Raw genomic sequence first — 13953 nt, 5'->3', positions numbered from 1 at the left:
CTGTTGCGCCGGCGGTCCATACCCCCGGCGACACCTGGGCTATGGGAACTCGGACGATGAAAGTCTCCAGCCGCTCACATGGAGGCAACATTGTGGTTCCCGGTGAGAGCCGCAATGGTCGCTGCCCCGTCAGACATGCCTGCCTTGACCGGAACCGTGAACTGATAACCGCCATTTCGGATCGTCCGAAAAAGGGGGCCGCTTTGAGTTTGACCAAGCTTGCGTCGCAGCCTGCTCATCAAGACGTCTATTGATCGGTCCATAGGCTCGCTCTTGCGCCCCTGCGTCAGATCAAGCAGTCGGTCTCGTGACAACAGTCGGCCCGGTCTCTCAAGAAAGACCACCAAAAGGTCGAACTCGGCCGCGGTCAACTCGATCTCCGGGCCAAGCAACTTACAAACCCGCCGGGTGCTTGTGTCAGCGACGAATTCTGCGAAATTGAAGACCTTGACGTCGCTGTCAGCGTCCTCAGCGTCAGCGGCTCGTCGCAAGACTGCCCTGATCCTTGCCACGAGTTCTCGCGGATTGAATGGCTTGCCAAGATAATCGTCCGCTCCGAATTCCAGGCCGATGATACGATCCACCTCCTCCTTCAATGCGGTCAGCAGAATAACAGGAATTCGAGACCCCCTAGCGCGCAGGTTCCTGCAGATATCAAGGCCTGAACCATCCGGAAGCTGGACGTCGAGCACGATCAGGTCAGGCCTGCTGGAATCGATCCACCTCTCACATTCCTGCCGACTCGCAACAACCGTTACACGAAAACCTTGCTCGACAAGGTAACGCGCCAGCTGCCGGCGAATCTCCGGATCGCCATCAACTATTAGTATGTGGTCCATTGGCCAACCTCGGTGATTAATTTCTTCTTCCATTCCGGCTTCCGATTCTCGTTTTCGTCTGTGGGAAATCTCCAGAAACATCCCGACATCGCCGAGAAATTTAAGCTGCTAGAGCCATTGCATTGAAAACTCCTCCCCAGCACTGCGAGAGTGCGAGATCGCCAACGATCGACGCAGGGTTTGGGGATGGGGTTGTTGCAGATGGCGAGCGAACACCGTCGGGAGGTTTGAGTTTGCGGCTGAGACTGGCGAGCGTGTTCGCGTTGTTCTTGTCGGGTTTGACTGCGACAGAAGCGGCCGAACCAAAAACACCCGATGAGCCCTCATGGAAATCGGAGCCTGGATACAACCACGCCGGATGGTTGGCCCCGAGCACTGCTGCGCCGATCGAACATCTCCTCGTCGGTGCCGATGGGATAAAGGAGAAATATGATGACTGGGGCGTTGCATGCACGAACGGCGATGTCGGAAAGCAATGTGCCGCAGGTCAGTTTTATGCAGATCCAAAGAGCGGCTTGATTGTGTTCGCAATACAGGTCTACCCTTCTGAACAACTGGGTACGAGAGTCCTCATCAGGATGCCACTCGGACTGAGGTTGTCGGAAGGCGTGCGCCTGGAACTCGATACGCAACCCTCAGAACAACATGCAGATGTTGCGACGTGCCTGCCCGAAGGTTGCGTCGTTCTTCTCATCATGTCCGAGGGAACCATAGACATCATGAAAGCTGCGCAGGTGCTAACCGTCAGCGCCATTTCGTTTGCTTCAGGTGGAAAGTTGACCTTTCGGATCTCTCTGAAGGGGTTTCCTCGTTCCCTCGAACGGCTGGAAGAACTGCAATGATCGCGACGCTCCCATCGCGGTTGTCGTTCATTTCTCCAAACGATCGACGGACTTCCGGCCGACACCGTTGAGCCGCAGCGCTCGGAGCGCTCAGAATCGAGCGTGGCTGGGTTGCGGGGCGAGCGGATCATTGGTTGCAGGAGATCGAGGGCTTATCTGCGCAATAGCATTTGTATCTCAAGAAAGGACAAGATCCGATCGCCAATGCGCCGTTCGAACAAGAGCATTCAATCCAATAGTCTTTGGAGCTATGCTCGGGTCCGCGAAACAACGAGTATCCGGTTCCTGTGTCAGCTATGCTGGACCCGACAGTAAACAGCGACGTGTGGGAGGTCGAGCTGTCGTCGGCAAAGGTGGACGACGACGAACTGGAGGCGACCAGGCCGGCGATCAGACAAAGCAACGGCGTCCTGAGTGGATGCTCCACGCTGCGACACGGTGGGAGGGACTTACGCGATATACCGTCGTTCAGTTCGATGTTCATGACGGGTTCCCCACTACATCGCCAAAGGTAGCGGGTCTAATGTTAAGCAGCGTAAAGGCTGGGTAAAATTGTGTAAAAACAGACGAGTGGGGCCGCTCCGGACAACGGTCGACAGGTCGTTCCTGCTGGTGCCGCCTCTGACGTGCGGTGCGGGAGCGAGATCAACGGCTTGGAAAAGCGGCGAGCGTCCCGCTTGTCCAGCATACCAACGGGGCTCCTCCCACCGGCATGCTAACGGACGGGCCGAAGCAAGCGGGTTGATGAATAACAGGTCGGGAGTTCCGGAAGGCAAAAATCAGCAAGGGTCACTTGCCTATGAAGCCCGCGGTCCGGTGATATTGCGTCGGCGGTTCCAAGGTCTTGCCGTTGCCGTAGAGCTTGTTGATCCGGTTAGGAGTCTCTGAGGCGCATCCTGTGCTGCGACAGGGCGAACTATTCCGAGATAACCAATATATTCGGCCGGGAAGCAGGAGAACCGTATGCATAATCCGCACGGACCGAGGACCTCTCTAAAGCCGTCGTGCGCGGTATCTAATGTTCAATGCCGAATCCTTCGCGCTGCATGCTATGGCGCGGATCGAGCAGCAGCTCCCAACCGAGCGTGGCGACTGCGAGTGCAATGTGCTGTGGGTCCCAGCCGGCGGAGCGTGCCTTTTCGAAAAGCCTGGTAAGTGAAGGCTCGAGTGCGAATTTGCATTCGATTTGATAGGCGCTGTCATTTGTTCGGATCGGAGAAGACGGTATATTGATGTCAGCCACGAGTTAGCGCCTTTGCTTCGTTTAATCGGCGGTGAATCTTCGAAGGACGTCCTGATAGTAATTCACCGGTTCATGGCACGATCATGCTCAGAAAGTTTCCGCGTTTTACGAATTGTTTCCAAACCAAGTGCATCGGCTACGCCGCTCGATTGTGCGAGATGCGCAGCATTTCTGCGGGAGTGGCTGGTCAAGCGGCTGAAGCCGCTGATCTGAGAGATGTGGCTCGAAGGCAGTCGGTCTAGCCGGACACATGAGCAAATGTGTCCAGAGCTAGGGATCAGGCTAGAAGGACCATAAGGGATCGCCGGAAGGTCCGGCGGGAGAGAATTGTTGGAATGTCAAACGATCACGTCTCTTGATGTTACAATGCCGGAGGCCTGATCGTCGGGGCTTCGCGAGGCCGCAAGGATCGCCGAGCGATTTCTGTGCCCGATCGCCGCCTTGTCCCGCGCACTTGTCCTACGTGGCTGGCATGTTCATTAGCTCCGACAACCGATTGGCATTCTTGATCGAATGTCCGTCGCGATCGTTGTTGAAGTAGACCCATACCGTCTTCGCCCGGCTTTGCCTAATGCGCTCGACCCACTCGAGCAATTCCGCGTCGCTGTAATCGTGGCGATACCATTGCTTGGTTCCGTGGAACCGAACATAGATGTCATCGGCGGTCCGCACCAGCTCATCCGGTAACCGGGGCCCGCTGCAAGAGCAGAAAATCGCCCCGGCGGCTTTGAAAGCCTCGAAAACCTCCTCATTCCACCAGCTCTTGTGGCGAAACTCGACAACGTTCCTGCGGCGGCAATCGAGCTGCGATAAAATAGATTGCAGCATTTGCGGAGTGTAGCGAACGCTCGGCGGCAGCTGGAAGAGAAAGCAGCCCATCTGCGGGCCGAGAAGGTCGGCGATATAGCCGAAATCCTGGATCAGACTTTCCGCGTGCTCGAACCGCTTGATATGGGTAATCAGCTCGCAGACCTTGATGGTGTAGACGAAACCCGGCGCGGCCTGGCGGATCCAGGCCTTCACGGCTCCGATTGTCGGCCACGAATAGAACGGGGCGTTCAGCTCGACCGTCTTGAAGCTGCTCTGATAGATCGAGAAATATTGACTCGACGGAACATCCGCAGGATAGAACTTTCCCTTCCAATGCCAATAGTACCACCCCGAACATCCGATGTGGATACGACCAGCCGTTCGATCCTCGGTCGATTTGTTGGCCTGCGGATCGGCTAGCCGTACCTGACGCATTTTGGCGGCCCGATTGACATTGGCGTCGCGCTGCGTCTGCCGGCGCTCAGCGCGGCGTGCTCGGCGGGCCGCGTTATCTTCAGCAGTGCGGTCCACCAATCGATCCTCCCCGTCCCGGTCTCGACTTAACCCGCAACGTAAGCACACGGTGCAGGGTTTACTGGTTGACGATCAGCATCTTGACATCGCCAGGATGAGTCCCGATGCGCGGACGCGATCCTGCAAAGCCGACCAAAGACTGATCTTCGCCGAGCCCGCGTAGGTCTGCGATACCCTCGGGCTTGATGCGCCCGCTCTTGAGACAAAGGGTCAGTGAACAGTCCTGAGTTCCGATGCCTCTCAGCAGCCGATACCTTCGGCGTTTCCTGCGTCGACCGCTTCGAAATCAGCCGGCCACAACGTCTTCCTCATCCGACTATACGAGCGCGCCGAGCGCCAGGAACGACTGCAACTGTTGTTCCGACTGCTCGCCCTTAGCAATCACCCGAAACGCTTTGCCATCAGCTTTGAATTGCCGCGCAGTCTTTAGCGCATCGGGGTAAAGGAGCATCGGCTCATTACAGGTGTCGCTACCCTCCGGGTCGAGCGAGCTGATGGCGATGACCTGGAATGTCGCGGCCATAAAATGTTTCCTTTTTCACGCCGGGATAACAGACCGCTAGCCTTCGTTCCCGTCTGATAGAAAACCCTTTGGAACCGCTTCGCGTGCGTCTTGAAGCGCCGTGATCCGATCAAGCCACTTGCTTTTGAGGACATCGTTGATCGCAAAAGCGACGTCCTCGGCGCTCCAATCCGCATCTTCCATTTCCCGAATGAGTGCGGTCAGTTTGTGATCGACAATGCCGCGAAGCTCATGATCATGGTTGGCACGCTCATTTGGCATTTCACACAGCCCTTCAAACTGATCTGTGCAACGGTCAGGCCGCGCATATGTTCCACGGCGAGTTCGACATCCCTGGAACCGGCCAAGACAAGCATGTGTGATTCCGGCCGTCCTCCTTTCGTGCCACCAATGGTCCTGATGAAAATGATATTGTAGGGGTCCCCAATTGTTCAAGGTCAGACAAATCGCCTTGGCGATCACCGGACCGTTTCCACCTTGCGCCGCCAAGGTGCCTTTAGACGGAGGTAGAAGCGCCAGATGGAACCTCAATGTCGATAAGCAGTCCTTCCTCCGACCAGGTTTTCTCGAGACGCCCTTTAAGCTGCTTTTCGACCATGGCGCCGACGATCACAGTGCCAAAACCTCGTTTGGCTGATTTAGGAGGAGCGTCGACGCCCACCTCTTGCCATCGGATGTTAAAGCCCGCCCCGGACGGTCCAGGTTTCCAACTGATTGACAGCTTGCCTTGCGCGGTGGCAAGCGCACCGTGATGAGCTGCATTGACAGCGAGCTCATGGAGCACGAGCGCAAGGGGCTGGACGACCGGTGCAGGCATTCTTATATCCGGCCCGCTAAAGAAGGTGCGAGTGGCCGCGAACGGCGCTACCTGTTGGCGAATGAGTTCCTCAAGAGAAATGCTTGTCCAGCTTCGTGCAGCCAGCAAGGTATGGGCACGGGCTAGCGCCTGCACGCGATGTTGAATAGCAGCGGCATAAAGGGCGGGATCATCGGCATTGCTCAGGCGGACGATGCTGTCGACGATCGCCATGACGTTCTTGGATCGGTGGTCGACTTCCATCAGCAGGCGGTGCTCGGACGCCTCCAGTGCCTCAATGCGCCGGTATTCCGTCATGTCGATTTGAGATCCAAAGAAATACAGGATCCTTCCGTCATCCCCATGGATAGGACTTAGATGCAAGCGGTTCCAGAACTGCTCACCGCTCTTCTTATAATTGAGAATCTCGACCCTACACTCGCGCTCGCCGGCGATAGCCGCACGGATTTCGGCGACGGCGATCGGAGACGTCGCGGGACCCTGCAGGAAACGACAGTTGCGGCCTAGCACTTCTTGGGGTTCGTAACCTGTCAGTTCAAGGAATGCCTTGTTTGCAAGAACGATCGGCACGTCGGGCTTACGGGCGTCAGTGACAACCATCGGCATCCGGGTGCGTTCAAATGCGATCGCTGCCAACTCCTTGCGATCGGCTAAAGCTGCTTTTGAAGATGCGGAAGGCAAATCCCCGTGGAGTTTTTCTCTTGGATGGCCTGTCATGCTTCCACGCTCACTGTAAGACGTCGGCTGATAACGTGGCTCGCGTATCTTTGTTTCCGAGAAGGTTATGATCGCTCCTCCAGGGCTCTCGGCTGCAGCCTTTGCCAACGCGACGGCGTCCGGTATATATCAGGATGGCCTTTCAGCCTTGTGGGCCGTGCAAGGATCAGACACACCCAATGATGATGAAATTCTTTTCCAGTTCCAGCCGCTCGCGAGAGCGCTTTCTCGAAGCGATCCTGCAGAGCGCGATCGAGTATGCGATCATCTCGACAGATCTGGATGGCTTGGTGACCACGTGGAATGAGGGCGCGCGACGGATCCTTGGATGGGACGAGGCTGAGATTATCGGCAAACCCGCCGCCGTAATTTTCACGCAGGAAGACCTGCAGGCGGGGATTGTCCAACGGGAGATGACCGCCGCTTTAGCGGAAGGCCATGGCAATGATGAGCGCTGGCACGTTCGCAAGGACGGATCGTTGTTCTGGGCCTCTGGCCAGATGATGGCGTTGACGTCGGACGACGGCGAAGTCGAGGGCTTTGTAAAGATTCTGAGAGATCGCACCGAGCAGCGAGAGAATGAGGAGCGACAGCGTGTTCTCATGCATGAACTCTCGCACCGCATGAAGAATACGCTCGCCGTCGTTCAGGCTATCACCAGCCAATCCTTCCGAAACGCTACTTCTATGGAAGATGCGGAGCAGTCGATCTCGGCCCGCATCAGTGCTTACTCGAAAGCGCACGACATTTTACTTCAGCAGAACTGGCTGGGCACGAGCATGGCGACCATCGTCGAGGCTACCGCGATCAATCTCGGACTTGAGACGTCAGGACGTTTCAAAGCGAGCGGTCCTGCAGTTGAATTGGGTCCACAGGCGGCCCTTTGCTTCTGCCTCGTGCTGCACGAGCTCGTCACCAACGCCAGCAAGTATGGTGCTCTTTCGGCAGATACAGGGACGGTCGAAATCGAATGGTCCGTGCGAAACGAGGTGGGCGCCCCGAGCCTGAACTTCACTTGGCAGGAGGTTGGAGGTCCGCCGGTGGAAGCTCCCAGCAAGAAGGGGTTCGGCACACGACTCGTCAGCTCCAGCCTGTCTGCTTTCGGAGAGGTTTCTCTTGATTACGCCCCGACCGGGCTCATCCTGAGGCTGGATGCCCCGCTTCAAAAGCTACAATATAAGAACTATTCCGACGCCGAGGAATAATTTGATGCAAAGCTAGGAAGGCTGGCGCTCGAGAAATCAAAGACATCGATGATGTCATCGCGAGACGGAAATCCGCAGCCGTTCCGGCGCGATGAACTTTCTCCTCGATTGGTGAGGCTTGCCGGACAGAATTGGCGACAGGGCACCTGGCGACCGGACGATCGGATGTCGCGGAACTCTGTGTATGGCACGCGCTAACTTCCTTTTGGATGGATAAATTGAACGCGCAGCCTTCTTCGCTTAGAGCAAGGCTGGCTGTGACCCCGGCTCCCCTGAGGTGGCCACGATGGTCGAACCGTAGGGCTCCCGTGACGTCACTACGATCTGGTGGTTCGGCAGCGGCCGGGCGAGCGTCTTCGCGGGTGTCCGTGTCGTCACCGCGGGTATTATCCTTGGGGAAGAATTGACCTTCATGCGCCCAATCGGCCTCGGCCTCTTCAAACTCTTCCGGTAAAAGGTGGTAGATGACGAGCTTGTCGAGCACATCGTCCACGTCCTGGGCCATTTTGAGCAGGTCCATCGACTTGCCCATATGGACGCGCTCGTCGAACCTATCAAAGCACATGCCAGAGACCATGGTGTGAAGACCGAGAACCTTCTTCGTCCTCTCCGGGTGGAAACAAGGTTCGTTGACTTGGCTCGACCGCAACCTTCATGACATCGTCGGGTGAAATATTATGATCGTTTTTGTACAAAATGGTGGGCATGCCAAATGCTCCAAGCCGGAATGATTGCTGCTGGCATGTTCCCATTTTTTTCTTCTTATCGAATGAGTCAATCTCAAATCGCGTCGGTCGTCGCGGACAGAACCTCAGCGCCGCTTACCGTTCTTAGGGGGCGGCTCCTCCCACTCAAGAGAGCTTGGAAAAGCAGTATCTCACTGACGGGCAGGCCTCGCGCAGCGTCTTAATGGAAGCTTCGGCTCTTCACCTTGAGCTGATCAATATGAAGATCCGGAACGAAGATGTCCCTCGGCTTTGCGGCCGCCACGCTGTCGCGCGAATCCGGAGCTCCCGGCGGGCCGTGCGCGAACTCGTCACCGCGTCCAGTTGGCAGCCGGAACTCTGCGTCGCGGTCGGCCAGCCCGGAGAGATCGCCAGACAGGTCGAAGGCTTGCTGGGCCACGAGATGAACGACGTCGCCTTCACGCTGAATTCTCCCATTGATCGCGATCATCGATGCGCCGAGGACGACGCGACGGCGTTGCTCGAAAAGCTTGGGCCAGACGACGACGTTGGCCGGCCCGGTCTCATCCTCGATCGTCATGAAGATGACGCCCTTGGCGCTACCGGGTCTCTGCCGGACGAGGATTAGGCCAGCGGTCATCAACCAGCGACCATCCCGCGCGTTCATGGCTTCCGCGCAGGTGACGATCCGGCGCTCCGTAAAGGCCGTCCGAAGGAAGGTGACAGGGTGTTCGCGCAGCGTCAGCCCGATATGACTGTAATCCTGGACAACGTTGTGCCCTTCCGTCATCTGACGGAGGGCGACCTCGGGTTCCTGCTGTTCGGCGACCGCCCTCGCCTCGCGTTCGGAAGCGGCTGCGAAGAGCGGAAGGGGTTCGTCACGCAGGGCCTTGATCGCCCACAAGGCGTCTCGGCGCTGAAGTCCCAGCGACGGCAGGAAGGCGTCGGCCTCGGCGAGCTCGACCAGAGAAGCCGCTGGGACTCCGGACCGTCGCCACATATCGTCAACGCTTTCGAACGGTTGGTCCATACGGGCAGCCACGATACGAGCGGTGTCGGCAGCGGCGAGGCCGCGCACCATACGCATCCCGAGGCGGACGGCGTGGTGATCGGTATCGCCGATACGCTCGAGCGTGCAGTCCCACCGGGAATTGTTGACGCAGACGGGCCGAATCTCGACGTCGTGGTTCCTGGCGCAGCCGACGATTTGGGCCGGCGCGTAAAATCCCATCGGCTGCGAATTCAGCAGCGCCGCGCAGAAGACGTCCGGGTGGTGGCATTTCACATAGTTGGAGGCATAGGCGATCAAGGCGAACGACGCCGCATGGGATTCCGGGAAGCCATAGCTGCCGAATCCTTCGAGCTGGCTGAAGGTCTTCTCGGCAAACTCGGCCGTGTACCCGTTCTTGATCATGCCGGACACGAGCTTGTCCTTGAAGCGCGAAACGCCGCCCGTGAACTTGAAGGTCGCCATCGATTTTCGAAGCTGGTCGGCCTCGCCGCCGGTGAAGCCCGCACAGACCATCGCGACCTTCATCGCTGACTCCTGGAAGAGTGGCACGCCGAGGGTCTTGCCGAGAACGGCCTCCAGTTCCGGCGTCGGATAGACGACCGCCTCCTTGCCCTCCCGGCGACGGAGATAGGGATGCACCATATCGCCCTGGATCGGACCAGGCCGCACGATCGCGACCTGTATGACCAAATCGTAAAATGTCCGTGGCTTGAGCCGGGGCAACATCGCCATTTGTGCTCGGGACTCGATCTGGAACGTCCCCAAAGTGTCGGCTTTCCGGATCATCGCATACGTCCTCGGGTCCTCCTGAGGGATCTTAGCCAGATCAAGATCTTCGCCCTTGTGTTCTCGAATGAGAACGAAGGCCTTCGCCATGCAGGTCAGCATTCCGAGCGCCAGCACGTCGACCTTCATGAATTTGAGCGCCTCGACGTCGTCCTTGTCCCATTCGATCACTTGCCGGTCGACCATTGCGGCGGGTTCGATCGGGACGAGATCGTCGAGGCGATCGTGCGTCAGGACGAAGCCGCCTGGATGCTGTCCTAGATGCCGAGGAGCGCCCATGAGCTGCTGTGCAAGCTTGAGGGTCAACGCCAGACGGCGGTCTTCCGGGTTCAAGCCCTGATCGCGAAGACTGCGGTCGCTGACCAGCTCTTCCGACCACGCCCACATGCCCGAGGACAAGGCTTTGATGAGGTCCTCGGGCAAGCCGAGCGCCTTGCCGACGTCTCGGATGGCGCCCTTCGCCCTATAGCGTGTGACGGTGGAGCAGAGTGCGGCCTTGTCCTTCCCGTAGGTCTTGTAGATCCATTGAATGACCTCTTCGCGCCTCTCATGTTCGAAATCGACGTCGATGTCCGGCGGCTCGTCGCGCTCCTGGGAGACGAAGCGCTCGAACAGGAGATCGTTGGTCGAGGGGTCGATGCTGGTGATGCCGAGGATGTAGCAGACGGACGAGTTCGCCGCCGAGCCCCGCCCCTGGCAGAGGATGCCTTGCGTTCGCGCGAAACGGACGATCGAGAACACGGTCAGGAAGTATGGGGCGTATTTCATCGTCCGGATGAGATCGAGCTCGTGACGGACGATCTTGAGAACCTCCGGCGGCAGGCCTTCCGGATAGCGGTTGGGCACGCATTCCCAGACATAGTGCTCGAGGGATTCCTGCGGGGTCTTGTCTGGGAGGATCGCCTCCTCGGGATACTGGTAGGTCAGCTCCTCCAGCGAGAACCTGCAGCGGTCGGCGATCTCGATCGTCCGAGCCAGCGCTTCCGGGTAGCGTGCAAACAGTCTCTCCATTTCTTCCGGAGGCTTTAGGTATCGATCGGCGTGGCGCTCACGCTCGAAGCCGACGTCGTCGATGGTGGTTTTGTTTCGAATGCAGGTGACGACGTCCTGGAGTTGCCGGCGGTCCGGCTCGTGGAAGAGGACGTCGTTCGTGACGACTGTTCGCAGACGGTGCCTCATCGCCATGTTCGACAATTCGTGCAGCCTCAACTGGTCGCTCGGACGACGCCGGAGGCAAAGCGAGACATACGCTCGGTCCCCGAATATCTCGGCCATCTTGCGAAGTTGGACGGCGCAGGTCTCGTCAGGAAGGTCGGGCACCAGGATACCAAGCAGCCCCTCGGAGTAGATAGCGACGTCGTCGAGGTTCAACATGCAGTTCGCCTTGCCGCCCCTTCCCTTGCCAAGCGTGAGGAGCCGGGTGAGCCGCGCATAGGCGCTGCGGTCGGTAGGATAGACCAGCACTGACATTCCCTCCTGCAGGTCCAGCCGACAACCAACAATGAGACGGACGCCGGTCGCGCGCGACGCCTCGAGCGCCCGGACAATCCCGGCCAGGCTGTTGCGATCGACAATGCCGAGAGCCTCGATGCCGTGTTCCCTGGCGGTAACGAAGAGCTCGTCGGCGGAGGACGCGCCACGAAGGAAGCTGAAATGCGTCGTGACCTGGAGCTCGGCGTAACTCATCCGAATATTCCGTGCATGAACCATTTATGCGACCCCGTTTCGGGATCGATGCCGTCGCCGGAGCGAAAGATCCAGTATCGTTCGCCGCTCTCGTTTTCGATGACGAAGTAGTCGCGCACCGCCTCGAATTCGCTGTCGCGCTTCCACCATTCGCCGAAGACGCGTTCCGGGCCGTCGGCACGTCTGACGCGATGACGCTTGCCACGCCAGGTGATGCTGGCCGGCGGATGATCCGGCAATAGGGCTATCGCTTCGATCCGATCGGGACGCGCGAACAGCCGCACCGGCCGCCGCCAATGGTGAACCCAATCTTTCGTCACGTCTTCGCCGATAGCGGCGATACGTTGGACGCTGCGCTCCGGAACGTCGGACGCGACCGGCGCCACCCGGTAGACGCGTTGGCCTCGATTACCGAGGACGTCGATCAGCGGTGTGATGTCGGCATCCTGTTCGTCGACAAGCGAGGACGCCTTCTGCTTCTCTTCGAGAGGTTCCGACATCACGGCGACGAGGGCCAGCTTTTCGATCCCGAACCCCGGCTCGATCGTCTGCGTTCGATCGCGGAACAGTTTCGTCAGCCAGGCAACGTCTCGCACGGGTTTGGCGGTTCCCGCTCTGATCGCCTGCCTGGTTCCGTCGACCTTCTCGACGATGAGATCGGTCCGGCGGACGCCGAGACCTTTCCGCTGGAGTTCGGCGACGAGCTGAACAATCAGCCGGCCGACGTATTTGTCGATCGTTTCCGCTGCACCGATCGGCTCGGCGAACGATCGAGTGACCTCGACGAGCTCTGGGCTACGGATCGGATCTATCGGTTCGGAGACGCGACCGAACAACTGGTCGAGACGCCGTCCGATTTCCGGGCCGAAGCGAAGCGCCAAGGGAGCGCGCGCTGTCGTCGACAGATCGCCGATCGTCCGGAAGCCGAGAATACGCAGATCGCCCACGGTCTTCTCGGGTAGCCGCAGCAGGGAGATCGGAAGACGTTCGACGGCACGAATGGTATCGCCACTGGGGACGATGACGGTTTCGCGGTTGACGGCACGGGCGCATGCATGAGCCGCGCCCCATGTATCCGCAATGGCGACCCGTGCCGCCAGGCCCTTGGCGCGGAACCGATTGGCGATGCTCGTCAACATGCGCTCCTCGCCGCCCTGCAGATGGTCGGCGCCCTCCGTGTCCATGACTATTCCGTCCAGCGCGTCGACGGCGACGATCGGCGAATACTGCGTCAGCGCCCACATGGAGACGCGTTCGAGCGCCGCCGCATCTGCGGCCGGATCGGCGTCGATCATACGCAGGCCCTGGAGGAGCGCCTGCGCCTTGGCGGCAGGCATGCCGACGTGGATTCCGGCCTTTCTGGCCGCGGCGTCGGCGGCGGAGACCCAGCGCTTGGAGCCGCTCTTCGAAATGACGGCGATCGCCTCCTCAACGGGAATGGCGGGATCGCCCCGTCTGATCCTGTCCGTCGGCAGATCGGGAAAATATATCGATACGACCCTTGGCATCGCAGGCTCCTACTTCGAACTCGGCGCACTCACCCGCTTTCACCCTCATCAGTTCCAGAAACCACCTCGCCCGCCCGACACCTGGAACCGGCAGCTCCTCGCTTGGGATGACGCTCACCCTCCAGCGCGTGGTCGATGCCGTCGGCTGCCCGAAGTCGTTGGCCTCGGTCTGCCGTCGCCAACGCCGCACCGCGAGCGCCATCGTGCCGGTCTTCTCGGCTGCGAGTTGCAGCCGCCGCGACGCCGCCATCGGCAGGCGGACGATCTCGCCCACCACCGCGCCGAGCCCGCCGTATGAGAGTCCCTCCTCCATGTTCGCAAGAACGTCCTCCTCCTTGTCGGACTCGACGAAGACGACCCGGTTGGGATGCAAACCCGCCTGCGCCAGGGCCGGGAAGAACAGATCGGGACGTGTCAGGCACCAGACGATCTTGCCTTTCGTCCGCGCGGCAATGCCGGCCGCGAACAGGGCGGCCGCCGCGCCATCGACGGTACCGGCCCCGCCGCCGGCGCATTCATGCAGCGCCCCATGGGCCAATCCGCCGCCCGGAAGCCGCTCGTCGATCTGGGCCACGCCGAAAGGCAAAACGCCTCGCTTGAGCTGGCTTGCGCTTTCCAGGTGAGCGATCTGCCCGCGCAGACAGTCGAGGATAGCGTTTGGGACGACAGCGGGGTTCATGATCTCCTTTAACGGCAACCCGTTTTCAGCTTGAGAAACAGTAATGTGTTCTGTATTTGTTCTTAT

The 13953-nt window shown here is 59.2% G+C and carries 11 protein-coding genes and 1 pseudogene; 2 read left to right on the top strand and 10 right to left on the bottom strand.

The window, feature by feature from the left end:
- Nucleotides 1-74: 74 nt before the first annotated feature.
- Nucleotides 75-839, bottom strand: a complete 765-nt coding sequence (locus MF410_RS27455; protein ID WP_131711701.1) for a response regulator — start codon at nt 837-839, stop codon at nt 75-77.
- 233 nt (nt 840-1072) lie between these two features.
- On the opposite strand from MF410_RS27455, the gene MF410_RS27450 reads away from it, so the two are divergent.
- Nucleotides 1073-1681 (top strand): invasion associated locus B family protein, encoded by a 609-nt coding sequence (locus tag MF410_RS27450; protein WP_239620708.1) that lies wholly within the window; start codon nt 1073-1075, stop codon nt 1679-1681.
- 1015 nt (nt 1682-2696) lie between these two features.
- Here the strand turns inward: MF410_RS27450 and MF410_RS27445 are convergent.
- From MF410_RS27445 to MF410_RS27425, 5 genes are all read right to left on the bottom strand, one after another.
- Nucleotides 2697-2924 carry a hypothetical protein gene (locus MF410_RS27445; RefSeq protein ID WP_097629557.1) on the bottom strand — a complete coding sequence of 76 codons (228 nt, stop codon included), beginning with the start codon at nt 2922-2924 and terminating at the stop codon, nt 2697-2699.
- Between the two features lie 459 nt (nt 2925-3383).
- Nucleotides 3384-4268, bottom strand: coding sequence for a DUF72 domain-containing protein (locus MF410_RS27440; RefSeq protein WP_222135029.1), 885 nt, complete (start codon nt 4266-4268; stop codon nt 3384-3386).
- 316 nt (nt 4269-4584) lie between these two features.
- Nucleotides 4585-4791, bottom strand: coding sequence for a hypothetical protein (locus MF410_RS27435; RefSeq protein ID WP_097629559.1), 207 nt, complete (start codon nt 4789-4791; stop codon nt 4585-4587).
- Nucleotides 4792-4827: 36 nt separating this feature from the next.
- Nucleotides 4828-5253: a hypothetical protein gene (locus MF410_RS27430; RefSeq protein ID WP_239620706.1), complete on the bottom strand. Its 426-nt coding sequence runs from the start codon at nt 5251-5253 to the stop codon at nt 4828-4830.
- 34 nt (nt 5254-5287) lie between these two features.
- Nucleotides 5288-6325, bottom strand: a complete 1038-nt coding sequence (locus MF410_RS27425; protein WP_222135028.1) for a PAS domain-containing protein — start codon at nt 6323-6325, stop codon at nt 5288-5290.
- 179 nt (nt 6326-6504) lie between these two features.
- On the opposite strand from MF410_RS27425, the gene MF410_RS27420 reads away from it, so the two are divergent.
- Entirely contained in the window at nt 6505-7530 is a 1026-nt protein-coding gene (locus tag MF410_RS27420) for an HWE histidine kinase domain-containing protein (RefSeq protein ID WP_097629561.1), read from the top strand.
- A gap of 240 nt (nt 7531-7770) precedes the next feature.
- Here the strand turns inward: MF410_RS27420 and MF410_RS27415 are convergent.
- The 4 genes and pseudogenes from MF410_RS27415 to MF410_RS27400 all read right to left on the bottom strand — a co-directional run.
- Nucleotides 7771-7890: pseudogene (locus MF410_RS27415) on the bottom strand (SOS response-associated peptidase); the annotation flags it as partial.
- A 546-nt stretch (nt 7891-8436) separates the two neighbouring features.
- On the bottom strand, nt 8437-11700 hold the full coding sequence (locus tag MF410_RS27410; RefSeq protein WP_222135027.1) for an error-prone DNA polymerase: 3264 nt from the start codon (nt 11698-11700) through the stop codon (nt 8437-8439).
- Nucleotides 11697-13208 (bottom strand): DNA polymerase Y family protein, encoded by a 1512-nt coding sequence (locus MF410_RS27405; RefSeq protein WP_097629563.1) that lies wholly within the window; start codon nt 13206-13208, stop codon nt 11697-11699. Before MF410_RS27405 ends, MF410_RS27410 begins: the two co-directional genes overlap by 4 nt.
- A complete protein-coding gene (locus tag MF410_RS27400; protein WP_131711682.1) occupies nt 13129-13887 on the bottom strand; it encodes an ImuA family protein in 759 nt (252 codons plus the stop codon). The genes MF410_RS27405 and MF410_RS27400 overlap by 80 nt, the downstream gene beginning before the upstream one ends.
- Between the last annotated feature and the right edge of the window lie 66 nt (nt 13888-13953).

It is taken from the genome of Rhizobium sp. C104, from assembly GCF_022354505.1.
GTDB classification, from domain to species: Bacteria; Pseudomonadota; Alphaproteobacteria; order Rhizobiales; family Rhizobiaceae; genus Rhizobium; species Rhizobium redzepovicii.
The sequence above is the reverse complement of the archived record's forward strand: the minus strand, read 5'-3'. Positions and strand labels throughout refer to the sequence as shown.